This window comes from Nocardia sp. bgisy134, from assembly GCF_057708325.1.
The window spans coordinates 88126-113392 of the sequence record NZ_JBYIRW010000014.1 but is presented as its reverse complement, the minus strand read 5'-3'; the positions used below and the strand labels follow the sequence as shown (position 1 = coordinate 113392).

Annotated in this window: 21 protein-coding genes and 1 pseudogene; 6 read left to right on the top strand and 16 right to left on the bottom strand. The window is 69.7% G+C overall.

What is annotated here, in order from left to right:
- Positions 1-26: 26 nt before the first annotated feature.
- Complete coding sequence (locus AC3ERS_RS24045) at positions 27-1418, top strand: MFS transporter (RefSeq protein ID WP_431970332.1); 1392 nt, start codon at positions 27-29, stop codon at positions 1416-1418.
- 113 nt (positions 1419-1531) lie between these two features.
- Here AC3ERS_RS24045 and AC3ERS_RS24040 read toward each other — a convergent pair whose 3' ends face one another.
- The 14 genes and pseudogenes from AC3ERS_RS24040 to AC3ERS_RS23975 all read right to left on the bottom strand — a co-directional run bounded on the left by AC3ERS_RS24040 (position 1532) and on the right by AC3ERS_RS23975 (position 18650).
- Positions 1532-3043, bottom strand: coding sequence for an L-type lectin family protein (locus tag AC3ERS_RS24040; protein WP_431970331.1), 1512 nt, complete (start codon positions 3041-3043; stop codon positions 1532-1534).
- A 496-nt stretch (positions 3044-3539) separates the two neighbouring features.
- The gene (locus tag AC3ERS_RS24035; RefSeq protein ID WP_431970330.1) at positions 3540-4328 is read right to left on the bottom strand and encodes an SDR family NAD(P)-dependent oxidoreductase; all 789 of its coding nucleotides are present in this window, start codon (positions 4326-4328) and stop codon (positions 3540-3542) included.
- 76 nt (positions 4329-4404) lie between these two features.
- The gene (locus tag AC3ERS_RS24030; RefSeq protein WP_431970329.1) at positions 4405-5259 is read right to left on the bottom strand and encodes a helix-turn-helix transcriptional regulator; all 855 of its coding nucleotides are present in this window, start codon (positions 5257-5259) and stop codon (positions 4405-4407) included.
- A 91-nt stretch (positions 5260-5350) separates the two neighbouring features.
- Positions 5351-6286, bottom strand: coding sequence for a 3-methyladenine DNA glycosylase (locus tag AC3ERS_RS24025; protein WP_431970328.1), 936 nt, complete (start codon positions 6284-6286; stop codon positions 5351-5353).
- 241 nt (positions 6287-6527) lie between these two features.
- Entirely contained in the window at positions 6528-7592 is a 1065-nt protein-coding gene (locus AC3ERS_RS24020; RefSeq protein WP_431970327.1) for a hemolysin family protein, read from the bottom strand.
- The gene (locus AC3ERS_RS24015) at positions 7585-8973 is read right to left on the bottom strand and encodes a hemolysin family protein (RefSeq protein ID WP_431970326.1); all 1389 of its coding nucleotides are present in this window, start codon (positions 8971-8973) and stop codon (positions 7585-7587) included. Before AC3ERS_RS24015 ends, AC3ERS_RS24020 begins: the two co-directional genes overlap by 8 nt.
- Positions 8974-9237: 264 nt before the next feature.
- The gene (locus AC3ERS_RS24010) at positions 9238-10674 is read right to left on the bottom strand and encodes a GuaB1 family IMP dehydrogenase-related protein (protein ID WP_431970325.1); all 1437 of its coding nucleotides are present in this window, start codon (positions 10672-10674) and stop codon (positions 9238-9240) included.
- Positions 10675-11031: 357 nt separating this feature from the next.
- Positions 11032-11874, bottom strand: coding sequence for a DMT family transporter (locus AC3ERS_RS24005; RefSeq protein WP_431970324.1), 843 nt, complete (start codon positions 11872-11874; stop codon positions 11032-11034).
- A 729-nt stretch (positions 11875-12603) separates the two neighbouring features.
- A pseudogene (locus AC3ERS_RS24000) lies at positions 12604-13971 on the bottom strand (DEAD/DEAH box helicase); the annotation flags it as partial.
- Between the two features lie 129 nt (positions 13972-14100).
- Positions 14101-15039, bottom strand: a complete 939-nt coding sequence (locus tag AC3ERS_RS23995; RefSeq protein WP_431970323.1) for a M56 family metallopeptidase — start codon at positions 15037-15039, stop codon at positions 14101-14103.
- Between the two features lie 79 nt (positions 15040-15118).
- Positions 15119-15511, bottom strand: coding sequence for a BlaI/MecI/CopY family transcriptional regulator (locus AC3ERS_RS23990; protein WP_067778283.1), 393 nt, complete (start codon positions 15509-15511; stop codon positions 15119-15121).
- A 100-nt stretch (positions 15512-15611) separates the two neighbouring features.
- Positions 15612-16445, bottom strand: coding sequence for an ABC transporter ATP-binding protein (locus tag AC3ERS_RS23985; protein WP_431970322.1), 834 nt, complete (start codon positions 16443-16445; stop codon positions 15612-15614).
- A complete protein-coding gene (locus tag AC3ERS_RS23980; protein ID WP_431970321.1) occupies positions 16442-17563 on the bottom strand; it encodes a FecCD family ABC transporter permease in 1122 nt (373 codons plus the stop codon). Before AC3ERS_RS23980 ends, AC3ERS_RS23985 begins: the two co-directional genes overlap by 4 nt.
- A 40-nt stretch (positions 17564-17603) precedes the next feature.
- On the bottom strand, positions 17604-18650 hold the full coding sequence (locus AC3ERS_RS23975) for a FecCD family ABC transporter permease (RefSeq protein WP_431970320.1): 1047 nt from the start codon (positions 18648-18650) through the stop codon (positions 17604-17606).
- A gap of 125 nt (positions 18651-18775) precedes the next feature.
- Here AC3ERS_RS23975 and AC3ERS_RS23970 point away from each other — a divergent pair, with 125 nt between their 5' ends.
- From AC3ERS_RS23970 to AC3ERS_RS23960, 3 genes are all read left to right on the top strand, one after another.
- A complete protein-coding gene (locus tag AC3ERS_RS23970; RefSeq protein ID WP_431970319.1) occupies positions 18776-19486 on the top strand; it encodes a hypothetical protein in 711 nt (236 codons plus the stop codon).
- Between the two features lie 221 nt (positions 19487-19707).
- Entirely contained in the window at positions 19708-20412 is a 705-nt protein-coding gene (locus AC3ERS_RS23965; RefSeq protein WP_431970318.1) for a response regulator transcription factor, read from the top strand.
- A complete protein-coding gene (locus tag AC3ERS_RS23960) occupies positions 20399-21793 on the top strand; it encodes a sensor histidine kinase (RefSeq protein ID WP_431970317.1) in 1395 nt (464 codons plus the stop codon). Before AC3ERS_RS23965 ends, AC3ERS_RS23960 begins: the two co-directional genes overlap by 14 nt.
- Positions 21794-21866: 73 nt before the next feature.
- Here the strand turns inward: AC3ERS_RS23960 and AC3ERS_RS23955 are convergent, their stop codons facing one another.
- Both AC3ERS_RS23955 and AC3ERS_RS23950 read right to left on the bottom strand, forming a co-directional pair.
- Entirely contained in the window at positions 21867-22541 is a 675-nt protein-coding gene (locus AC3ERS_RS23955) for an MspA family porin (RefSeq protein ID WP_431970316.1), read from the bottom strand.
- Between the two features lie 67 nt (positions 22542-22608).
- Positions 22609-23283, bottom strand: coding sequence for an MspA family porin (locus tag AC3ERS_RS23950; protein ID WP_431970315.1), 675 nt, complete (start codon positions 23281-23283; stop codon positions 22609-22611).
- 611 nt (positions 23284-23894) lie between these two features.
- Between AC3ERS_RS23950 and AC3ERS_RS23945 the strand changes: the two genes are divergently transcribed.
- Together AC3ERS_RS23945 and AC3ERS_RS23940 are read left to right on the top strand one after the other, a co-directional pair.
- A complete protein-coding gene (locus AC3ERS_RS23945; RefSeq protein ID WP_431970314.1) occupies positions 23895-24716 on the top strand; it encodes a carbonic anhydrase in 822 nt (273 codons plus the stop codon).
- Between the two features lie 44 nt (positions 24717-24760).
- Positions 24761-25207, top strand: coding sequence for a PaaI family thioesterase (locus tag AC3ERS_RS23940; RefSeq protein WP_431970313.1), 447 nt, complete (start codon positions 24761-24763; stop codon positions 25205-25207).
- Positions 25208-25267: the final 60 nt, after the last annotated feature.

Below are 25267 nucleotides of genomic sequence, written 5' to 3'. Positions count from 1 at the left end.
TCCACCCCAGCTCGAGGAGTATGCGCATGACCGCACCGCCACTGGAACCGGTAGGCCCCGCCACCGAAAAGGCATCGACACCAGAACAGGAAAGAAGTCGCGGGCATCGCAGACTCCTTGCCGCAGGACTCGTCGGCAGCTCGATCGAGTGGTACGACTTCTTCCTGTACGGAACAGCCGCCGCACTGGTCTTTCCGAAGGTGTTCTTCCCGGACAGCTCGGCGCTGATGGGCACATTGCTCTCGTTCAGCACCTTCTGGGCGGGATTCGTGGCTCGCCCGCTCGGCGGCGTGCTGGCCGGACACTTCGGCGACAAGTACGGCCGCAAGCCCGCCGTGGTCGTCTGCCTGCTCGCGATGGGATTCGCGACCTTCCTCATCGGCTGTCTGCCCGGTGCGCACTCCATCGGCGTCGCCGCACCGATACTGCTGGTCGCGATGCGCTTCGTGCAGGGTATGGCATGTGGCGGGCAGTGGGGTGGGATCGTGCTGCTGCTCACCGAATCCGCGAGTCCGAAAAAGCGAGGATTCGCAGGGACTTTCGGGCAGATGGGTGTCCCGCTCGGCGTGGTCCTCGGAAACCTGGTGTTCCTCGTCGCGACCTCGGCCCTGTCGAACGAGGCGTTTCTGAGCTGGGGTTGGCGGGTGCCGTTCCTCTGTAGCGCGCTGCTGTTCCCTGTCGTGCTCTACATCCAGACCAAGGTCGAGGACACGCCCGAATTCCATGCGCTGCAACAGGAAGTAGCGAGCAAACGTGCCGAGCAGGTCGTCGCCGCACCGCTGTCGGAGGCGCTTCGGATGCACTGGCGCAAGATCCTGCTCGGCTGCGGTCTGCTCGCCGCCACCAACGCCTCCTTCTACATCAGCATCGCGGGCGTGCTCAGCTACGGGACCCGGGAGCTCGGCATGAAGCGCAACGACATACTGACCATATCGCTGGTAGCCTCCCTGATCGGTTGCGCGGTGATCCTGTGGTCGGGCGCCAGATCGGACCGGGTCGGACGTCGGCCGATGATTCTCTTCGGCGGTATCGGTCTGGTGATCTGGGCCTTCCCGTACTTCTGGCTGGTCGATACCGCGAAACTTCCGCTGTTCGCTGTCGCCATCACGGTGGGCACGATCCTCCAATCGATGACCTACGGTCCGCTGGCCGCTTTCATGGGCGAACTGTTCGAGCCCCGGTTGCGTTACTCGGGTGCGTCACTGGCGTATCAGCTGGCCGCGATCACCATCAGCGGCGGAACCCCGTTCATCATGACCGCGCTGATCGCGAATACCGGTACCACTGTGCTCGTTTCGGTGTATCTCGCGCTGATGGGGCTGGTCACCGTCTTCAGTGCCTGGGTGCTGAGGGAGACCAATCCCGCCGAGGTGCGTGCGTCGGCAACCGCTGTGCCCGGCGAACATCTCTACACCTGAACCGGATTCAGCGGCACCGGTCTCCGGACCGGTGCCGCTTGGGTTTCCCGCCGGGGTTGGTTCTTCACCCCCCGGCGGGTCACCAGGTTCTCGGTGATGCTTCGACCCCGGGCCTACGGGTGGGTCACCTCGGTGGCCTGGAGGTTGCGCAGGGTGCCGTCACCGGCCTCGTGCTGTGACGGGTAGAGCAGCTGCACGGCCACGGGCAGGGGCGTGCCTGGCTCGACGGTGTGGGTGTCGTCCGGTGTAGCGATGACGACGGATCCGTCGGTGCCGTCCTTGATCACCTTGTACCACTGCGTCTGCTGGGGATTGATGCGGGTTCGCGGCGGTACGTCGAAGCGGATCTCCCACCACACCACCCGCTGCTCATGGGCGGCCAGGGTGAGCTTGTAGCTGATGACCCACCCCTTCGCGTCCTCGGGCCACGTCTGGGCCCATTGCCCGACGATCTCGGGGGTGACGGTGACGGGCGGCCGCTCGACGTCGGTGGTGACCGAGCCGGAGTGCTGCTTGGCGGTATTGGCGCGCGACGGCGACGTGATCATGCTGGTGCAGGTGAGCCGGCCCTCGAACTGCGGGTCGATGGTGCCGGACAGGGTGACGGTCGCCTTGCTGCCTTTGGGCAGGTCGATCGGCAGGTACAAGCCGTCCCGGACCGAACCGGTGCCGCAGACGGCCCCGTTCTCGGGTCGGCAGGTCAGCTCCAAGTCGGTCAGTTCGGTCGGAATCGCGCCCTCCAACACGGCGTCAGGGGTGTCGTTGGGGCCGAGATTCTGCACGCCGATGGTGTAGGAGATCCGATGTCCCGACTTCGCCGTCTCCGGGCCGGTCATCTCCAGCGGCATGTCCGCGGGCAGGGTCACCGTCAGGTTCCTGATCCGGTGGGACGCGGTCGCGGCACCCGTTCCGGCCGCCAGCCCCAGCTTGAAGGTCTCGGGCACAGGCGCCTTACCGTTGGTGCTGGCGAGATCGAAGTTGTCGATCAGCAGGGTGCCGTTCGGGTTGGCTTTGTCCGCGTGCCGTACGGTCAGCCGGCCGCCGATGATGGAGATCTGGATGTGCGCACCGCGCTCCCACGCCGCGCGGAATCCGCCCGGCACCTGCACGCCGGTCAGCCAGCGGAACCCCTCCCGCAGACTGCCGGGTCCGCGGACCCCGGCGGTGTTGGGCCGTTGCGCGCCGCCTCCCGTACCGGCGAGCGGCGTGGCGAAGTTCCCGTAATTGTCGAAGCCGACGCCCACGAACCCGGCTGTGACTCCCGGCGCGACGATTTGTTCCTGCGACGCTTTCGTGAAGGAGTAGCCGAGTGCGGCGCCGATGCCGCCGGGTTGCGTCGTGTGCTCGCCGTCGATCACGTAGACGCTGAAGCCGTCACCGAGCATGGATCCTCCCTCGCAGGAGTAATCGAAGTCGATGGTGACGCCGAGCTTGGACGAGAACGCCTGATCGAGGAACGCCGTCCCGGCCTGGGAATTGGCGTTGGGGGTGAGCTCCAGGCTGCCGCCGTTCAGCCGAGCGCTGCCGAGCAGCTGCCAGTGCGGGTTGGTCACGGCGTCCTGGGTGAACGATTCGACGATCGGGAATTGCGCCTGCTGAATGGTGACTGGTGCGAACGTCGTCATAGTCGAATCCTCCTCGGGCTGGATGTGCCATGAGATGAGAGATTGCGCCATGTAGATCTGACCAGTACTCCACAATAAAGATAGCGCATTCGATCTCGCCGGAACTGTGGTTCTCGCCAGAACGGCTGTCCTGGTCAGAAGCGCAAAGTGGGCTGGAATGCAACGTGATTCGTTACGTGACCGGGCACGATTCACTCGCCTGGTCGTCCGGCCTGTCGCCCCGCTTCGTCCTTTGACGGGGTATCCGCTGGCGTCGTCGTGCCGGGCCCGGAGCCGCCGACAGTGCATGCGGTCCCAATGCCTGGGTGCGGAATACCCTTGGGTACCAATAAGACGTGCGTAGTCGGCATTGGTCGGAAATTTACCGTGACAGTTCCCGGTATTCAGGAAACTATCGACTTCGTCGAACGAGGGAAGCGGAGCGCCGCCTTCTTGTGCGCCGGGACGAGCCCGCCGCAGTGGCCGACGACGCTCCTTGCAACCGAAGAGGTTTCGCCTAGAGGAGTTTGCCCGGGATAGCGGCGACCAGCCCGCCGTCGATGATCAGGTCCTGGCCGTTGATGTAGGACGCCTCTTCAGAGGCCAGGAACGCTACGGCGTCGGCGACGTCCTCGGCGGTTCCGATGCGCCCGGCGACCACCTCGCCGACGACGGCGACCCGCGCCTCGGCGGACACTTCGGCGTCGAACATCGGGGTCTCGATGTAGCCGGGGCTCACCGAGTTGACGCGGATTCGCCGGGGGCCCAGCTCCGCGGCGAGAGTGTGCGCCAGGTTGTGCACCGCTGCCTTGGTCGCCGCGTAGAGCGAGCCGCCCGGCATGCCTCGATGCAGCGTCCACGAGGCGTTGACGACGATCGCCGCGCCGTCGGGCAGCAGTGGCAGCGTCTTCTGGATGGTGAAGAACACGCCTTTGAAGTTGATATCGACCACGCGGTCGAATTCGGCCTCGGTGATCTCGGCGTACGGCCCGAACGAGGCGACGCCCGCGTTGGCGAAGACCACGTCAAGGCGTCCGAAGCGCTCCCGGATCGCGTCGGTCAGCGCGTCGAGATCGGTGAGGCTGGACGCGTCACCGGGGATCGCGAGGACACGGTCACCGTCGCCCAGCTCCGCGACGGCGTCATCGAGGCGGCTCTTGTCCCGTCCGGTGATCACGACCGTGGCGCCCTCGGCGAGCAGCCGCCGGGCGGTGGCCAGCCCCATACCGCTGGAGCCGCCGGTGACGAGCGCGATCTTGTCCTGGTAACGGGAGGTGCCGAACGATCGGGAAGTGCTGTGTGTCATGGCATTCAGCCTGCCGAGTGCGGCGCGCGGCAAACAGTGCGTGGTCAACCTGGGTCCGGCAACACCACCCTGGCGGTCAGGCCGAGGTGGCCACCGGGATACGCAGGAGCTGAGCGACTCGCTGTTCGGTCGTGGTGCCCGGCCGCGGGTTGTACAGCTCGAGGTAGCGGTCGGGGCGGTCGGCGACGATCAGGGTGGTCGTATCGAAGTACAGGTCGCCCGCCTCGGGATGGCGCACCGCCTTCACGCCTTGACCCGGGACGCCGACATCGTGGCGCGCCCACAGCTCGGCGAATTCGGGGCTCGCGGCGGTGAGTTCGTCCACCACGCGGCTGAATTCGGGATCGCCGGGCGCGCGGGCGGCATCGGCGCGGAAGGCCGCGACGATCACGGGCGCGGTGGTCGCCCACGGGTCGTGCATGCCGCGGTAGCGGGCGTTGGTGAAGAACGAGACGAGGCAGTTGCGGTCGGTGTCGCCGTAGCCGAAGACGGAGCGCGTCACGTCGTTGATCGCGAGCAGGTTCCAGTAGGGGTCGCGCAGGATCGCCGGGCGCGGTGTCCACGCGTCGACCAGCTGCCGAAGCTCCGGCGAGACCTCGGTGTCGCGTGTGCCACCGGCGGTCGGTGGATTGAGACCGGCCAGCACGTAGAGGTGCGCGCGCTCGGGTTCGGTGAGGCGTAGCGCGCGCCCGACCGCGTCGAGCACCTCGGCCGACACCTTGATATCGCGTCCTTGCTCGAGCCACGTGTACCAGGAGACGCCGACCCCCGCCAGCAGGGCGACCTCTTCTCTGCGCAGCCCCGGCGTCCGCCGCTTTCCTGCGGTGACCAGGCCGACGTCATCGGGGGTGAGCCGGGCGCGGCGGGTGCGCAGGAAGTCGCGGAGCTGCTCGCGGCGCAGAGTCGCCGCCGCCGGGGATTCGCTGGGCATATGCCACGGTAACAATTCGAGGCAAAGGTGACGCATGCCGCTGGACTCGACCGGCAGGGTCCGACCTCGACATGCTTTGCCGTGCGACGGCTTATCCGACGGCGTGCTCAGCGCCTGCTTCGAGCAGCTTCTCGCAGGTGGCGAGCAAGGTGGCGCGCAGCGTCGCGGCCCGCTCGGCTAGTTCGGCCTGTCGGCGGACGTATTCCGCACGGCCGGAGGGGGTTTCGATGGGAATCGGAGTGTAGCCGTATGCGCCGAGATCATAGGGGCTGGCGCGCATGTCGAGTTCACGGGCGGCGCATGCCAATTCGAAAGACTCCAGAACCAGCTCGGAGGAGACCAGCGGGACGAGCTTGAAGCTCCATTTGTAGAGATCCATATTGGCGTGCAGACAGCCGGGCTGCTCCCTGGCCACCTGGTCGGCGCGGGCGAGCGGCTGGGCGTTGCGGCCGACGGCCTCCGGGGTGAAGAAGCGGAAAGCGTCGAAGTGGGTGCAGCGCAACGACATCGCCTCGACCACGGCGTCGGTGCCCGCCGAGCCGAGACGCAGCGGCACCTGTCGATGGCGGACGTCGTCGGTGCGGTACACCATGGCCCACTCGTGCAGTCCGAAGCAGGACAGCTGCGCGGGGCGGGACGCAGTGGCGCGCAACAGGTTCGCAACGAATTCGATGGTGTCGCGGCGGCGGGCGAGGTATACGGGATCCGCCGCGAACACCGGCCCGCGATCGGTCGCGGGTGCGCCGGACCACTCGGGAGTGCCGGTCTGACGGGGCCGCGCGTCCCGGTGGTAGCCCCGCGCCCCCTCGTACTCGCGCGCACCGGCCAACCCGACGCCGAACCCGGGATGCCACCGGCGCAACTGCGCGGGCTTGTTGCCGTAGTAGGTGAACAGGAAATCGATCACCGGATGCGTGGAACCGGCGGCCCGCCGCTCCAGATACGGCCCGACGAGCTCGTCCAGCCGCGCCCGGTACGCGGCGGCGCGCGCACGCCAATCGTCCTCCGCCAAAACGCTTTCGAGCATCACGCCGACTCCCGGACGTCACCGACCAGTCGGCGGGCCACACAGGGGAAGGCGATTCGGGCGGGCAGCTGTCCGCCCGAATCGCGCGTGAACCGGCCCGCGTGCCCGTGCGGGCGACGCAGGCTGCGCGGCAGCCGATCGTCGTCCGCTCGGTGGCCCAACGGAGTGCGTGGCGCGAAGCCGGACCGCGCCACCGTGCCACACGGCGCGATACCGCGACGGAACACGATGGCGCGGAATATCATTCGGCGATCCGGTGGGTGGTGTCGCGGACCGTGCCGACGAACTCCTCGACCAGGTCCTCCAGCGCGACGATGCCCACGGTGTTGCCGCGAGCGTCGACGACGCGGCCCAGGTGGCTGCTGGTGCGGCGCAAGCGGGCCAGCGCCTCGAACAGTGTGGTGGCCGCGCCGACGGTCGGGAGCGGACGGATGTCGGTGCGCGGAATCGGGGTGCTCGGGCCCGCGGCGTCGTCGGCGACCTTGTCCAGCACGTCCTTGACGTGCAGGTAGCCGACCAGCGAACCGTCGTCGGCGCGCACCGGGTAGCGGGAGAAGCCGGTCTCCGTGACCGCGGTCTCGACATCGCCGAGCGTTGTTCCGTTGCCGCGCAACGGCACCGAGCGCGTCGTGGCCAGCGGCACCATCACATCGGCGACGATCTGATCCGAGGTGCCCAGCGCCTGGGTGAGGCGTCGGTGCTCCTCCTCGTCGAGCAGACCCTCCGAACGGGATTCGCCGATCATCTCGGCGAGCTCCACGCTGGAGACCGTGGCCTCCAACTCGTCCTTGGGCTCGATGCGCAGCAGCCGCAGCGACAGGTTGGCCGCCAGGTTGTAGATCGCGATCAGCGGACGGGCTATCCGCAACCACATCAGGTGCATCGGAACCAGCAGCAGCGCACTGCGTTCCGGCCCGGCCAGCGCGATGTTCTTCGGGATCATCTCGCCGAAGAGAATGTGCAGGATCACCACGATGGTCAGCGCGACCGCGAAGGCCACCGGGTGCAACAGCTGATCGGGCAGGCCGAGCAGCTCGAACGGCCCCTCCAGCAGGTGCGCCACGGCGGGCTCGCCGACGCGACCGAGCAGGATCGAACAGATCGTGATGCCGAGCTGCGCGGCGGCGAGCATCATCGACAGGTTCTCACCGGCCCGGATGACGGTGGTGGCGTTGCGCTTACCCTGGGCGGCCAGCGCCTCGAGGCGGTCGCGCCGCGCGGAGATCAGCGCGAACTCGGCGCCGACGAAGAAGGCGTTGCCCGCCAGCAGCACCACCGTGAGCAGGACAGCGAACAGATCACCCATGGCTGTGCTCCTGCGACGGGTGGGCGATCAGCGCCTCCGGTGTGACGGGAATCAGGCGGACCCGGTCGATGCGGCGGCCGTCCATGCGTTCGACCCTGGCGATCCAGCCACCGTCGCCGTTTTCGTACGGGTGGCGGTTGCCTGCCGTGGAATTGGGCAGCACCACCTCGTCGCCGACCACGGGAATGCGGCCGAGGCCGGTCAGCACCAGACCGCCGAGGGTTTCGTATTCACCCTCCGGCGCGTCGTAGCCGGTGGCGCGCGAGACCTCGTCGATGCGCAGCAGGCCCGAGCAGTCCCAGCCGTCGGAGACCCGGCGCACGTCGCGCTCCTCCTCGTCGTGCTCGTCGCGCACGTCGCCGAGGATCTCCTCGATCAGGTCTTCCATGGTGACCAGGCCCGCGGTGCCGCCGTACTCGTCGACGACCAGCGCGACCTGCATACCGTCGGCGCGCACGCGTTCGAGCACCTCGTCACCGTCCAGACTGGCGGGCACCACCGGAACGGGGCGGGCCAGCAGTTGCAGCGGGATGGTGCGGCGCACGTTCGCGGGATGGGTGAACGCCTGCTTGACGTGCACCACGCCGAGGGTGTTGTCGAGATCGCCGTCGATCACCGGGAACCGGGAGTAGCCGGTGCGGCTGGCGGCGGCGATCAGATCGGCGATGGTGTCGGACTTGTCCAGCGACTCCACCTTCACCCGCGGCGTCATCAACTCCTCGGCGCTGCGCTCGCCGAACTGCAGCGACCGGTCCATCACCAAGGCGGTGCGCTGGTCGAGCGCGCCGCGCTGCGCCGAGGTGCGCACCAGCGAGCCGAGTTCCTGCGGCGAGCGCGCCGAGCGCAATTCCTCCGCGGGTTCCACGCCGAGGCGGCGCACCACCCAGTTCGCGCTGCTGTTCAGGAAGTGGATCATCCACTTGAACACCACCGAGAAGGCGATCATCGGGCCCGCGGTCATGCGCGCGGTCGCCATCGGCTTGGCGATGGCGATGTTCTTGGGCACCAGCTCGCCGTAGATCATCGACAGCGAGGTGGCCAGCACCAGAGCCAGCGCCAGCGAGACGCCGCCGGCCGCGCTCGAGTTCATGCCGACCGCGGTGAACACCGGCGCCAGCAGGCGGGCGAGCACCGGCTCGGCGATGTAGCCCGTGATCAGCGTGGTGATGGTGATGCCGAGCTGGGCGCCCGAGAGTTGGAACGAGAGCGTGCGGTGCGCCTGACGCACCATCCGCGAGCGCACGTCACCGGTGCGGGCGTGCGCCTCGACGGTGCTGCGTTCCAGGGCGGTGAGCGAGAATTCGGCCGCGACGAACAGCGCGGTGCCTGCGGTGAGGGCGACGAACCCGACCAGGCTGAGAATGGTGAGGACGGTGGACACGATCAACACCGCCCGCGGAGCGCGGTACTACGGGACACGCGGGGAGAAGCTGGTTCGGGCTGGCTTGCTGCGAGAAGGAGAGCGCCGGGTTTGTCACCCGGCTCGGTAGAGGAGCCCTCCTGTGCGGCGCCCTCGGACGCGGGTGACAACTTGTTCCTTTCGGCATGCGGAAATCGTGGTGCCGGGCGGCCCGGCAACCACCATGTTACCGGCCGACGCGGTGGATCGCGTCGCCCGGTCTGCGTCCTGTTCGCGTGTCGGTGCTCACCATCCGCTGGGCAGCGGACGCCCTTCCGCGAAGCCCGCCGCGGACTGCACGCCGAGCACGGCCTTGTCGTGGAAATCGGTGAGCGTGCGGGCGCCCGCGTAGGTGCAGGCGCTGCGCACACCGGAGCAGATGTGGTCGATCAGGTCCTCGACGCCGGGGCGTTCCGGGTCGAGTCGCATGCGCGAGCTGGAGATGCCCTCCTCGAACAGCGCCTTGCGGGCCCGGTCGAAGCCGCTGTCGGTGGCGGTGCGCGCGGCGACGGCGCGCTTGGAGGCCATGCCGAAGCTCTCCTTGTAGGCGTTGCCGTCGCGGTCCACCCGCAGGTCGCCGGGCGACTCGTAGGTGCCTGCGAACCAGGAGCCGATCATCACGTTGGACGCGCCCGCGGCCAGCGCGAGCGCCACGTCACGCGGATGCCGGACGCCGCCGTCGGCCCAGATGTGCACGCCGAGTTCCTTTGCGGCCGTAGCGCATTCGGCCACCGCGGAGAACTGCGGGCGACCGACGCCGGTCATCATCCTCGTGGTGCACATGGCGCCGGGGCCGACGCCGACCTTGATGATGTCCGCGCCCGCCGCGGCCAGATCGCGGGTGCCCGCGGCGGAGACCACGTTGCCCGCCACCAGCGGCACGCCGAGGCCGAGATCGGCGACGGCGCGCAGCGTTTCGAGCATCTTCTCCTGGTGACCGTGCGCGGTGTCGATGACGAGCAGGTCGGCGCCCGAGTCGACCAGCGCCTTGGCCTTCGCGGCCACGTCGCCGTTGATGCCGACCGCGGCCGCCACGCGCAACTTGCCATTGCCGTCGATGTTCGGCTGGTAGATGCCCGTGCGAATGGCGCCGGTGCGGGTCATCACGCCGGCCAGCGAGCCGTCCTCGGCGGTGAGCACGGCAAGGTGCGCGTGCTCGGCCTCGAGCAGGTCGAACAGCTCGCGCGGGGAGGTGCTGGCAGGCGCCTGGACGAAATCGGTGACGGCTACCTCGCGCAGACGGGCGAAGCGGTCGACGTCGGTGCACGCGCCCTCGGTGACCACGCCGACCGGCCTGCCCGCGTCGACCACCACCAGTGCGCCGTGCGCGCGCTTGTGCATCAGCGCCACGGCCTCGGAGACCGACCGATCCGGGTCGAGCGTGACCGGGGTGTCGGCGGTGAGCGAGCGGCTCTTGACGAAGGCGATGGTGTCGGCGGCCGCGGTGATCGGCAGATCCTGCGGCAGGACCACGACGCCGCCGCGCCGGGCGACGGTCTCGGCCATGCGGCGGCCCGCGACGGCGGTCATGTTCGCCACGACGATGGGAATGGTGGTGCCGGAACCGTCGACGGTCGACAGATCCACATCGAAACGGGACGCGACGTCGGTCCGGTTCGGGACGAGGAAGATGTCGTCGTAGGTGAGGTCGTACGGCGGCTGGTGTCCAGGGAGAAACTGCACTTGACCAATACTAACCGGGACTCACGACTCGCGCGGCAATTCTCCGGCGCACCGGCTGGGGCGGTCCCATCGAGCGGGACCGGGCGTTTGCGCGTGGCGTAACAGTGCGTGCCCGAACGCGATCGGCGGGCGCAGTGGGTTCGCTGGGAGCTGCTCAGTGGCGGGCCGGTGAATGGCGAATCCGAAGGGGGCGGTGCAACTCGGCACTGTGCCGGAATGGTGTCAGCGCCGGAGTGGTGTCAGCATGAGGGATTGGACGTACGTCTGCCCGGCGTATCGATGGAACAGTATGTGCCTCAACACATTCAGCTACAGGGTTGCGACCGGACGCTCCTGTGGCGAAGCGGATGCGGTCGATCAAGCGGCGGCCTGTGCGCGCGACAGTTGAATCGCTGTCACGCACATGACGAGCACAGCGAACGCGGTGATCACAATCCCGAAACCGTTGGTGCGCAACTGTTCGTCGAGAACCGTCAGGCCGAGAAACGCGGCCGCCAGCGGTTCGGCGATCGTGACGGCGGGCAGCGAGGCGGTGAGCGAACCGGCTTGGAAGGCGCGCTGCTGGAAGTAGACACCGATCAAGCCCGCGGCGACCAGCGCCCACGTTTGCCAACTGCCGACGACGTGGCCGAGCCCGTGCTCGAACAGATCCGTGACGTAGGAGGTCAGCGCGGCGGCCAGCCCGAACAGCGCGCCGCCCGCGGCGCCGAACAACAGGGCGCGGAGTCCGCCGTCGGCCGCACCGAGCGCCAGCGCGACCGCGCCGCCGACGGCGCCGAGCAGAATCCCCAGCGGGACGATCCAATCGCCCAGCGGCGCGTTCGAATCCCCTTCGGAAGGATTGCCGACCACGAGAAAGCAGGCCAGCGCCGCGACGAGCGCCAGTGCGGCAGCCCAGTTGCGCGCCCCGACCCGGCGACCGGTGAGCCGCGCCGAAAGCGGCAGCGCGAACACCAGCGCACTCACCAGAATCGGCTGCACCAGCAGCACCGCCCCCAGCGCGAGCGCCACGACCTGCATCGCGTACCCGCCCGCGTCTCCGCCGACCCCTGCCCACCACCGCGGACTGCGCAGCAGCGTCCCCACCAGCGAGTGCTCCTCCGGCACCGCCGAGGCGGCCCGATGCTGTGCCACCGCGGCCACCGCGAACAACAGCGCGGCCACGAGCGCGCAAACCACGGCCCAGAACGGATGATGCACCACTCCAGTTTGCCCCGCATTAGCCAACTCGCGGATCCGCCCACTCCACCCGGGCGCGTCGCCGTTGCATCCCGGGCGTGTCGCGCCCCGTCTCCAACCTCGCGCCCCGTCCACACCCTTCGCAGACCTCAGAACCCATGCGAGTCGTACCAAACATTCACTGGCGCGAATCCCCGCTGCCACATGTCTTTCGTACGCCTCACGCTGTCGGTGTCTATGTGAGGCGTGCGGAAGGAGTGTGAGGACGCGTTGGCGGTGTGCGGAAGGCGCCTGGGCGTGGCGCGCGGATCAGTTGGCCCGTCGGCGACGCCCGCCGGTGGCGTGGTGGTGGCCCGTGGTGTCTCGCGCTTCGACGGAGCGGCGTCCGGCGCGGGTGCGGGGGACCGGGGTCGAGCCGTCGGCGCGGGGCGCGCCGCGGTCGGGGGCTTCGTTGCGGCGTCGGCCGGTGTGTGCGGTCGATGTGCCGTCCGTGGTCGATCGGCGTGCGGGTTCGGTTGTGGTGCGGCGGTTTTCGGTCGAGCGCGCGCCTGCGGCGTGATTCGCGCGCCCTGCCGCGGGAGTGGTCGAACGGTTGCCGCGGGACCGCCGTCCCGGCCCGCGTGGGGCGGGAGTTTCTCCGGAGGACGTCGCCTCGGCGGCGGATCGGCGCGCGGTCGAGCTCACTTCGGCGCGGGTGCGACGCCCGTCGGACTTCGCTTCTGTCGCGGCGTGGCGCTCGGTGGATCTCGCCTCGGCACCGACGTATCGCCCGTCGGACGTCGCCTCGGCTGCGGCGCGACGCCTACCGGTCTTCGCCTCGGTGCCGGCGCGGCGCGAGGTGGACTTCGCCTTGGCCTCGGTGCGACGCCCATCGCCCCCGGCCCCCTCGACCTTCGCTGCGGCAGCGCCGGGCAAAGTGACAGGAATTCCCGACGGCCGACGCGCGCCGGTGATCGCCGCCAGCCGCTTGTCGCCCGGCGTGATCTCGACGCCCTCGATGTCGACCCCTGCCTTGCGGGTCATCTTCTCCACGTCGGTGCGCTCGGCGTCGGTGACCAAGGTGACGACGACGCCGTCCTCGCCCGCGCGCGCGGTGCGGCCCGCTCGGTGCAGGTAGGCCTTGGGTTCGGCGGGCGGGTCGACGTGCACGACGAGGGAGATGCCGTCCACGTGGATGCCGCGGGCGGCGACGTCGGTGGTGACGAGTACGGGCACGCTGCCGTCGGCGAAGGCCGCCAGCGTCCTGGTCCGGTTGTTCTGCGCTTTACCGCCGTGCAGCGCGCCCGCAGCGACGCCGGAGGCGCGCAGCTGTTTGGCGAGCCGGTCGGCGCCGTGCTTGGTGCGCACGAACAGGATGGTGAGCCCGTCGCGGGACGCGATCTCGGCGACCACGGCGCGCTTGTCGGCCTTGTGCACGTACAGCAGGTGGTGCGACATGGTGGTGACCGCGGCCGACGGCGGCGCGGTGGAATGCGTGACGGGGGAGCGCAGGTAGCGCTTGACCAGCTTGTCCACCTCACCGTCCAAGGTGGCCGAGAACAGCAGTCGCTGACCGTCCTTGGGTGTCCGGTCGAGCAGCTTGGTGACCTGCGGCAGGAAGCCCATGTCGGCCATGTGGTCGGCTTCGTCCAGCGCGGTGATCACCACCTCGGACAGGTCGGCCGAGCCCTGCAGGATCAGATCCTGCAACCGGCCGGGGGTGGCGATGAGCAGGTCGACTCCGCGGGCCAGCCGGTCGGCCTGCCGCTTGATCGGCGCGCCGCCCACCACCGAGGCGATGCGCAGGCCGAGGGCGAGCGCGGGTTCGTCGAGTGCGCGTTCGATCTGCGCGGCCAGCTCCCTGGTGGGTACCAGCACCAATCCGCGCGGACGGCCGGGCTTGGCGGCGCCGCCCGCGAGGCGGGCCAGCATGGGTAGTCCGAACGCCAGCGTCTTGCCGGAACCGGTGGGGCCGCGGCCGAGCACGTCCTTGCCCGCGAGGGTGTCCGGGACCGTCGCGGCCTGGATGGGGAAGGGCGCCTCGATGCCGTCGCGGCGCAGAGCCTGGACGAGCGGAACGGGCAGGCCCAGGTCAGCGAAGGTGACGCTGGGCGCCGCGGCGGCGGGCGAGGGAGTCAAAGGGTTGACGGCCTTTCGTGTGTCGACGTGCGCGCGCGTGATCGGCGCGCGAACGGGCGTGGTGGTGGACGGCGACGTCCCGAAGTGAGATGCAGTAGGGGCGACCGGTGTGACGCCGGATCGGCGAGGTCAGTGGTTGAACAACCGACTGAGTTCGACCAGCCAGGGTACCGCGACGGCCAAGGTGGGAACCACGAGGATGGCGACCGACCCCAGATAGGCGACCGACGCCACGCGGAGATCACCGATCCGGCCGCTCAGCCGCTGGATGCGAATCAGCGTGGTCGGTCCGCCCGCGGCCAGCGCACCCTGCGGCGCGGTCGACTTCGCGCAGGCAACCAGCGCCCGCGCGAGCGGCTTGGGTCCGGTGATCTTGACCGCGGAATCGTCGGCGAGCAACTCGATGAGCAGCTTCACCGAGCCGAGCGCGGCCTTGCTGCGCACCACCCGGGGAAAGGCCTCGTGCACGGCCGTGAACGCCTCGAGCACCAGATCGTGCCTGGCCCGCAGGTGCGAGCGCTCGTGACTGACGATGGCGGTGACCTCGGAATGGTCCAGGTTGGTGAGCGTGCCCGCACTGAGCACGACCCGCTGGCGCAGGCCAGGCAGGCAGTAGGCGATCGGTTCGGTGGCGGCGAGCACGCGGATGTCGTGCGCGCGCCGGTGCGGGCCGCTCTGGTCGAGCAGGTCGACCAGCATGCGGTGCCTGGCCCGCCGCCTGCGGGTGTGCACCCCGACGCGGATCACCGAGAAGATCAGTCGCGCGCCGATCAGCAGGGTCAGCGCGAAGACGGTGACGTAGGCGAGCCACAGGGGCAGACCGAGGGCATCGATCTCCCTGGTGGGGGAGGTGGTCGGGCGTCCGTCGGGTCCGGGCACCAGCAGCTCGGCGGCGATGGCGAGCCCGGATCCGAAGGCGCTGAGCACGGCCGCGAGCGCGATGGCCTGCCACAGCACGAGCGCGGCGCGCGGTGTCCGGTACGGCCAGGTCGCACGGCTGAGCAGCGCAGGGGCGGGCCCCGCGAGAAGCAAGGCGAGACCGGCGAAGACCGGCGCGGTTGCGTTCATCGACTCAGCTCACTGCGTTGTGGGGACCGGCGCGCTCACGGCATTGTGAGGGCCGGGGGCCGAACGGCCATCCCCGATACTACTTGGGCGGTGGTTGATTGCCTTCGGATGCTTCGAGCTTAGCGAGTGCCTCGCGCAGCGCATCCGCTTCGTCGCGACCGACCTGCTCCACGAAATGCACGAGCGCGGCGGCGCGGCTACCGGCCGCGTCGGCCTGTTGCAGCGCGTCGACCATGAGCGAGGCGACCAATTCGTCCCGGGTGTGCACGGGCGCGTACCGATGCGCGCGATCGTCGCGCCGCTGGACCACCAGATTCTTCTTGGCGAGTCGCTGCAACACGGTCATGACCGTGGTGTACGCGAGTTCGCGGCGCGCGGCCAGCGCTTCGTGCACTTGCCGGACGGTTTGCGGTTCGTCGCTCGACCACAACTGGTCCATGACCGCTTTCTCGAGTTCACCGAGTCCTGCCATCCCCCAAGTTTACGGACACAACGACAAGGATGCGTACTACACCCCGTCGTAACTGTCCGGTTGCTATGTGGTATTGGTCATACCTCGCGAACCGGATGAATTATTCCGCCGATGCGCCGGGCAGCACGTGCCGGGTACCGATCGGCACGATCATCGGCCTGCCGGACACCGGGTCCTCGAGCACGGACGCGTCCAGCCCGAAGACCTCTTTCAGCAGCGCGGCGGTGACGATGTCGGCCGGACTGCCCTGCGCGACGATCCGTCCGGCGCGCATGACGATCAGCTGATCGCTGTATCGAATGGCCAGGTTCAGATCGTGCAGCACCATCACCACGGTGCGGCCGAGATCGTCGTGCAGCCGGTCGACCAGATCGAGGACCTCGAGCGAATGCGCGAGGTCGAGGTAGGTCGTCGGCTCGTCGAGCAACAGGATGTCGGTGCCCTGCGCCAGCGCCATGGAAATCCAGGCGCGCTGACGCTGGCCGCCGGAGAGCTCGTCGAGCGCGCGGTCGGCAAGATCGGCGATGCCGGTTTGCTCGAGCGCGGTCATCACCTCGGCCTCGTCGGCCGCGGACCACTGCCGGATCCAGGACTGGTGCGGATGACGGCCGCGCGCGACCAGGTCGGCGACGGTCAGGCCCTCCGGCGCGACCGGCGTCTGCGGCAGCATGCCGACCACGCGCGCGACTTCCTTGGTCTTCATCGACGAGATGGCCTTGCCGTCCAACAGGATTCGCCCGGTCCGCGGCCGCAGCAGGCGGCCGAGCGAGCGCAGCAGGGTGGACTTGCCGCAGCCGTTGGGGCCGATGACGGTGGTGATCACGCCGGGCGTGATGTCCAGGGTGAGGCCGTCGACGATGACGCGGTCGCCATAGCCGAGGCTGATGCCCTCGGCGGCCAGCTGGTGCGCGGCGGCGGTGGTGGTGACGGTCATGACAGGGTCGCCTTCCGATTCATACGCACGAGCAGGTACAGCAGGAACGGTCCGCCGAATCCGGCGGTCACGATGCCGACGGGCAGGTCCACCGGGAACAGCGTCCGCGCGGCCGCGTCCGCTCCGACCACCAGGATGGCACCGATCAACGCCGAGCCGATCAATGGTTCCCCCGGCGTGCGCAGCAGTCGCCGCGCGACCTGCGGCCCGGCCAGCGCGACGAACGCGATCGGACCGGCGGCCGCGGTCGCCACGGAGGCGGCCACCACCGAGGCGCCGATCAGGATGGCCTGCTGGGTCTGGATGCGCACGCCGAGCACCCTGGTGGTCTCGGTGCCGAGTCGCAGCGCGGCGAGGGTGCGCGCCGAACCCACCGCGACCAGCGCGACGATCGCCAGCGCCAGCGCCGCGGGGACGAGCTGGTCACGGTCCGCGCCGTTGAGCGATCCGGTCAGCCACAGCTGGGCGCGGGCGGCGTCCTGCCAGGTCCCGCGGGTGAGCACCCAGTTGATACCAGCCATGAGCAGCGCGTTGACGCCGATGCCGATGAGCACCAGCCGCAGGCCGGTCGCACCGAATTCGCCGGTGGCGGTGCGACCGAGCGCCAGGACGTAGATCGCCGCGGCGGTGAGCAGTCCGCCGAGCAGCGCGGCCAGCGGCGCGCCGAAGGTGGCCGCGAAGCCCGTCGTGGCGCCGCCGGAGGCGACGAGCACCGACACCGCGCCCAGGCTCGCTCCGGTGGTGATACCGAGCATGTCCGGGCTGGCCAGTGGGTTGTGCAGGATCGATTGGGTGATCGCGCCCGCGAGTCCGAGCGCCGCGCCGACGACGAGCGCGGTGAGCGCGCGCGGCAGCCGCGAGTCGAGCACGATGTAGCGCTGCGATCGGCTCCCGCCGCCGGAGAGCACGTCGAGGACCCGGCCGATCGGAATGTGCGTGTCGCCCACGGCGATGTCCACGCAGAACAGCGCGAACGCGAGCGCGGCGAGCACGAGCACGATCGCGACCATGGCCGGTCGCAACACCAGCGACACCGGGCCGAGTCGCAGGGCGGGGCGCACCCGGCGCAGTCCGGCCGAATCCGGCGGTCGGACGGCGGTTTTCACGTCGACGTTCACCGCGTCCTCCTGGCGGGCGCGAAGGCGGAGGAGCCGAGTCTCACAGGTTCACCAGCTTTCGACGGCGCACGAGCGCGATGAAGAACGGGGCGCCGACGGCGGCCAGCATCACGCCGGCCTGGAGTTCGCCCGGCCGCGCGACGAGCCTGCCCGCGGTGTCGGTGACGAGCAACAGCAGCGCGCCGATGCCCCCCGAATACGGCACCAGCCAGCGGAAATCGGGCCCGGTGACCATCCGCGCCAGGTGCGGGACGATGAGGCCGAGGAAGGCGATCGGTCCCACGGCGGCGGTCGCGGCGCCGCACAGCAGCACCACCGCGGTGAGTCCGAGGGCGCGGCTGCGGCCGATGTGCACGCCGAGCCCGCGCGCCACCTCGTCGCCGAGGGTGAGCAGGTTGAGTCCGGGCGCGGCCGCGACGGCGAGTACGAGCCCGGCCGCCAGGAACGGCAGCACCTGCCAGAACACCTCGGCGTCGCGCCCAGCGACCGCGCCGACCACCCAGAATCGATAGGTGTCCAGGGCCGCGGGGTCCAGCAGCACAATGGCATTCGTCATCGCCTGGAGCAACGCGGTGAGCGCCGCGCCCGCGAGCACCAGGCTGAGCGGGCTGGCCTTGCCGCTGCCGAGTGAGGAGAACCCGAAGACGGCGAGTCCGGTCAGCAGCGCTCCGGCGAAGGCGAACCAGATGTACTGCTCGGGCATGGTGAAGCCGAACAGGTACATGCTCAGCGCGGCGAGAAACGCGGCGCCGGAATTGAGTCCGAGCAGGCCGGCGTCGGCGAGCGGGTTGCGGGTGTAGCCCTGGATCAGCGCACCGGTGATGCCGAGCGCCATCCCGGTGACCACCGCGAGCGCCGTGCGCGGCAGCCGCAGCGACCGCACGATCTGCTCCTCGACGGTCTGCGCCGGGCAGCTGAACGGTCCGCCCTGGCAGGCCAGCGCATCGCGCACGGCGTCGTAGACGGTGCCGGGCGCGAGCGACCGGGAACCGAGCGCGACGCTGGCCACCGCGGCGAGCGCGAGCAGCGCGAACAAGAGGACGAGACCGGTCAGGCGACGCCGCCTCACGGTGCCAAGGGGTGTCACAGCGACGAACTGCTCCTGACTCGATGTGGTGCCGACTTCACGTAGCCCTGGGCTTGCCAGGTTGGGTAAGCCTAACCTATCTTCCGAACTCGACTTCTATGAGGAGCCGACCCCGAGGAGGTTCGATGCTCGAGCCATTGACAACCCGCCAGGCCCGCGACGCCGAGGCGGCGTTCGGTCGCGCCTGTGCCCGGCTGCGGGCGTTGCAGCCGGAGCACCCGCGAGTGTATGCCGTTGCCGCGATGGCCGATCAGGGCAAACGCCGGTGGTGGAAGCTGTCGGAAGGCTTGCGCGAGGGCCGGATCGAGCTGATGTACCGGCGCCACGCCGCCGAGATGATCAGCGCCGACACCGCGGCCGAGGTGGTCGCGACCGCGCTCATCCACGCGGTGATCGGCCGGGTGGCCGCGCTGCTCGTCGCCGAGGGCAAGGCTTGGGATCCCGGCCTGGAAAACCTGTGGGTGCACCACGACAACGACGGCGGCATCGACTGGGCGGGCTTGGAGGACACCACGATTCGGGTGATCGACGGCGAACGCTCGGCCGGGCGGCCGGGTGTCGTGACGCTGCCCTGCGAACGCGCCATGTTCGTCTGGCTGGCCCACCGCTGCGAGCCCTCGCTGACGCTGATCCAGCAGGGACTCGCCAGGTGCTCCGGGCTCAGCGCGCGCCGATTCTGGTCGCTGGTGGGCGAATCCCTCGTCGGCGCGTCGACCTATGTGCCCGCTCTGGCCCGCACCGACGCCGAGGACGGCGCCCGCCGCGGCCAGGGTCTGCTGCTCGCGCTGGAGGAACGCGGGCTGCCGGTCCGGCGCACCGCCTGTCTGGTCCGCTGAGTCCACCGCCGTTCGCCGCGCGTCCGTTTCGTCGTCACCTGCGCCGGGTACGTTGCGCGCTGGTGAACCGCGGCCGATGCCGACGCGGCGCGACGGTGTCCGGGAAAGGCCGATTGTCAGCGCGAGGAGGGGCGAGGCGAAGGCATGAGTGAACGCGGTGAGCGAATCATGTGCCTGCGGGCTGTGCGCATGCCGGAGCCGAGCGCCGGTGAGGCGAAAGCATGAGCACGCAGCTGATGATCGTGGAGGACGACGACCGGGTGCGGACCGCCTTGCGGCTGGCGATGGAGGACGAGGGCTATGACGTCGCCGAGGCCGAAGCCGCGGAATCGGCGCTGGATCACCTGCGCGACAACGGCGCACCGGACGTGATGATCATCGACCTGATGCTCGGCGGCATGGACGGCTTCACCTGCATCAGGGAGATCCGGCGCGACCACCAGGTGCCCATCATCGTGGTGAGCGCCCGCGACGACACCCACGACGTAGTGGCCGCGCTGGAGGCGGGCGCGGACGATTTCGTCACCAAGCCGTTCGAGGTCAAGGAGATCACCGCCCGGATGCGGGCGCTGCGGCGGCGCGCGGGCCTGACCGCCGAACGTGATGCGCCGCAAGACATTCTGCTGGACGCCGCGCGCCGCGTTGTGCTCTCGCCGCGGCGCGGCATCGCCCGGTGCGGCGGGGACGACCTGCGTCTCACGCTGACCGAGTTCCGGCTGCTCTGTGAGCTGGCCGAGAACCCGGGTTTCGTGCTGAGCCGCGCCGTGTTGCTCGACCGGGTCTGGGACCGCGGCTTCTTCGGCGACGAGCGGATCGTCGACGTGCACATGCGGCGGCTGCGCACCAAGATCGAGTGCGATCCTTCCGACCCTCGCCTGATCGTCACCGTGCGCGGCCTCGGCTATCGCCTCGATGTCCAGGAGTGATCGCCGCTGCGCGCCGATCCCGCTGCGGAGTCTGCGCGGGCGCGTCGTCTTCGCTTTCGCGTCGAGCGCGAGCCTGGTGGCCTTGATCCTGGTGGCGGCGGTGTTCCTGATCGGGCGCGATTACATGGAATCCCAGCGCGTCCGCGCGGTGGAACGGGGCGCGGAGGCGCACGCCGAAATGCTCGGCGTACTGCTCGACGAACCGGGCGCGACCGGCGCCGCCGCGCTCGGCGCGCTGAACCCGCCCGCCGACACGGTGCTGCTGTTGCGGTGGAATTCCGAATGGTTCAGCAGCGACCCGGATTTCGACGCCGACCCCGCGGTGGTGCTGCCCCGGGGGCACGGCAGGCGCGGTCCCGGTCCCACCGAACGCGTCACCCTGGACGGGCGGTCGTACCTGCGCACCGGGGTGGCGCTCGGCGAGAAGGGCGGCGTGCTCTACGAATTCGCGCCGCTGGCCGAACTCGAGGCCACCCTGCGCATGCTGCGCAACGTGCTGATCATCTGCGGGCTCGCCGCGGTCGCGATCGGCGCGGGGCTGGGGGTGTGGGCCAGCAGGCACGCGCTGAAGCCGCTGCGCCAGGTGGCCGGGACCGCGGCGCGCCTCGCCGCGGGCGAGCACGAGATCCGGCTGCCGCGCTCGCGGGACCGGGATCTGTCGACCACAGTGGACGCGTTCAACGCCATGGTCGACGCACTGCAGCAGCGCATCGAACGGGAACGCAGGCTGGTCTCCGACATCGGCCACGAGCTGCGCACCCCGCTCACCACGCTGACCACCGGCGTCGCCGTGCTGACCAGGAACGCCGAGGAGCTGCCCGAGCGGTCGCGCCAGGCCCTGGGCCTGGTGAACGCCGAACTCGACCACCTGCGGCGGCTGCTCGAGGATCTGCTCGCGCTGGCCAGGGCGGAGGCGGGCATTCATCGCTCGGACCTGGAGCCGCTCTCGCTCACGGAGTTGCTGACCAACACCCTGGCGGCGCGCGCCTACGACAGCGCGCTGCTGGACGTCGAGGACGACGTCGTCGTCGAAGGCCGCAAGATCGAGCTGGAGCGCGCGGTGGCGAATCTGCTGGAGAACGCGGACCGGCACGGCGAGGGTGTCGTCGCGGTGCGCGTCGGGAAGGAGGGCCTGCGCGCCGTGCTCACCGTCGACGACGCGGGTCCCGGTGTGCCGGAAGCGGACCGCGCGCGCATCTTCGAGCGCTTCGCGACCGTCCGCACCGGTCGGCGTTCGACGGCGGGCACCGGCATCGGGCTCGCCCTCGTCGCCGAGACTGTGGCCGCGCACCGCGGCAGTATCGCCTGCCTGGAACGACCGGGGGGCGGCGCCCGTTTCGTCGTGTGGCTGCCCGCGGCGGCGATCACGAATTCGTCATGAGATCGCACGGCGGCCGAACGAACGAGCGGGGCCCGGCGTGACGACGCCGGGCCCCGGTGGTGCCGATCGTGGATCAGCCGATGCTGAAAGGCCGGCCCCACAGCGTGATCACCGACATGACGTTGGTGGTCTCGACCTTCACCTTGACGAACGAGCGCGCCTGCGCGTAGCCGCCGCAGCCGGTCAGGCCGATGGTCTCGTCCGCCCAGGTGACGCTGCCGGTGGTGCCCTTGAACTTGTTGCGCCGCTCGTGCGACTCGTTGCCGAAGTCGTCGGCCTCCTCGATGTCGAGGACATAGAACGACTTGGCCTGGCCGGGGCCGAGCGAGAGCTCGCCGCCGCTCTCGGCGCCGACGTTCCCCTCCACCTGGTCGCCGCTCCAGTCGAGCTCGCCGGTGACGCCGCCCTCGACGCCGCCGCCGTCGATGTTGACCTGGCAGCCGACGACGTAGCCCGGGTAGATCTTGCCGCCCTTGGCATTCGAGCCGGACAGCTCGACCTGCGCGCTGGCCGACACCCAGGTGTTGCGATGCACCGGGGTCGAGCCGAGGGACGGGCTGATGGTGGCGGATTCGCCGACCAAGCGCACCGTGACGACGGTGCCGTCGGACAGGGTCTTGGTGATCTGGCCGCCCGGCAGCGGCACGAAGGTGTCGGCGTGTGCGGCGCCGGTGGAGAACAGGCCCATCGCGAGAGTGGCTGCGGCCCCGAGGCCCGCCGCTCGTGCGATGCTCTTGCGATCGATCATTGTGGTGTTGCCCCTCCGGGGTCGAAGTCGCTTCAGCGCGAGAGTGTTTCGTGGACCACTGCCGGAATCAGCCGATGCTGAACGGCATCCCGTAGAGGGTGGTCTTGGAGTAGTGGTCGCCGACGATCTCGACGACGGTGTAGGCGCGCGCCTGGGCGTAGCCCGCGCAGCCCTGGATCTCGATCTCCACGTCCTGGTACTCGACCGAGTAGACGCCCGGCTTCAGGATGTCCTTGTAGTCGATCTGCACGAACTTCACCTGGCCGGGACCGAGCTCGAGGCCGATCGATCCGCCGAGGCTGCCGCCGCTGAGATCGATGCCGCCGGAGAGGCCCGCGCTGATCGCGTCGTCGCCGATGGCCACCTGGCAGCCGACGATGTAGCCGGTGTTCAGCTGCGAGGCGCCGTGCGTCGAGGAGTTGTTGCTGCCCGGTCCGTTGGCGGGACCGTTGTTGGGGCCGACCTTGCCCTCCGGGGTGACCGTGACGTCCGCGGTGACGGTGCCCGAGACCCAGGCGACCCGGCCCGCGCCGTTGGCGGCCAGCGAGGGCGAGATCACCGCGCGCTCACCGATCCTGGCGATCGTGACGCCCGGCCCGACCCGCTCGCCGTTCGGCAGTGGCACGAAGGTGTCCGCGTCGGCGGCGCCGGTGGACAGCAGGCCCATGGCAACGGCCGCGGCGGCGCCGACGCCGGCGACACGGCCGACGCCGCGCAGACCGCTGGAGCGATTCATGCTCATACTTCCCCTCATCAGATCTCGGACGGTGCGCCTCGGCGTTCGAGGCGTCACCGCCTCCGCGAGGTGCACCCGAGCTTGTCGAGTCGCGTTGTCCGACCGATGAACCGGCGTCGCCCGCGCCGATGAACGTTCCCCGGCGGTCGCGTGTCCAGTTCTTTGCGATCGTGTGTCGACGGCCGACACGAAGTCGACATGTGCTGTGACAGAAGGAAGTTCGCGACGACGGCGGTGAGATCGACGGCGCGGGAAAGAAAGAGCGACGGGCCCCACGTGGTGACGTGGAGCCCGTCGCGGCAGTGGATCGGGGTCACCGCAGCCCTCGGGACTCGCTCGATCCTGACGCCGTCCTAAGTATAGGTCAGGCTTACCTAACTTGGCAACACGCTGTTTCCCGGCCGTGTGTCATGTGACATTTTTCGCCCTCGGCGACCCTGGCGTGTCGAATCAGCGCGGTCCTACGCTGTCGCTCCGACACGAGTCGCGAGATCCCCTGACCCAAAGGGATATTCGTCGCAAACCGTACAGACCGGCGCGTCGACCACCGCCGAGTACCGATCCGTCCGGACGCGTGTCGGGATCGTGTGTGTCGATGTCGAGGAGCTGTACCCGCTGTGTTCGTTCACCGTTCGTTCCGGTCGCGCTCGCTGGCCGCGCTGTTCACCGCGACCGCCTTGCTGGCCGCGCTCTCCTGTAGCGCCGAACAGCCCGGGTTGCGCAGTCATGTCGAGAGCCCGTCCCCGCACGTCCCCGCGCACTGGGACTACGACGCGGAGGGGCCCGATCACTGGGCCGACCTGGACCACGACTTCCTGACCTGTCGCAGCGGCCACGAGCAGTCGCCGGTCGACCTGTCCGGGTCCGCCCGGATCGATCCCGCCGACCACATCGACGTCGACTACCGGCCGATATCGGGGGTCCGGCTGATCAACAACGGTCATACCGTCCAGGCCGAGCTCCCCGCGGGCAGCGGCAACCGCATCCTCGTCGCGGGCCAGCCCTACGATCTGCTCCAGTTCCACTTCCATCTGCCCAGCGAGCACACCGTCGACGGCCACGGCGCGGCGATGGAACTGCACCTGGTGCACAAGAACGCCGCGGGCCGGATCGCCGTGCTCGGCGTGCTGATGGAGGCGGGTGCGGGCGCGTCGGTGTTCGGGCCGATCCTCGCCGCCGCACCGAAGAGTTCGGATGCCGCCGTCGATTTCGGCGGCCCGCTGGATCCGTCGGCGTTCCTGCCCGCCATCCGGGATCAGTTCCGCTACAACGGTTCGCTCACCACGCCGCCGTGCAGCGAGGGCGTGTCGTGGACGGTGCTGAGCACGCCGGTGACGGTCGCGCCGGGCGAGGTCGAGCTCTACCGCGGGCTGTTCGCGCACAGCAACCGGCCGACCCAGCCGCTGAACGGCCGGACCATCACGCTGGCCGGGAACTGAACCCGCTGCGCCCGGCGGTTTCGTGTGGTGTAAAGCTGGGGGTCATGACGCAACAGGAGACCGGGGCCGTACGTTCGCTGGCCGATGTCACGCCGGAGATGATGAACGAGCTCAGCGAGGGCACCTTCGCGGACCTGATCGGCCTGCGCTACACCGAGCTCAGCGGGGAGCGGGTGCGCGGCGAGTGGGTCGTCAAGCCGCACCTCTACCAGCCGGCGGGCATCCAGAACGGCGGCGTGTACTGCACCGTCATCGAGACGCTCGCCAGCATTGGCGGCGGCTTCTGGTACGGCGAGCGCGGCACCGTCGTCGGCGTGAACAACAACACCGACTTCCTGCGCGCCGTGCGCGAGGGCATCCTCTACGGTGAGGCGACCCCGGTCCACCAGGGCCGCACCCAGCAGCTGTGGCAGGTCGTGATCACCGACGAGCAGCGGCGGGTGGTGGCCCGCGGCCAGGTGCGTCTGCAGAACCTGCCCAAGCGCGACTGAGCCCGCGCCGTCGAGCGGCGACGCGGGATCGGGCGTGCCAGAATGGCCCTCACCCGTCCA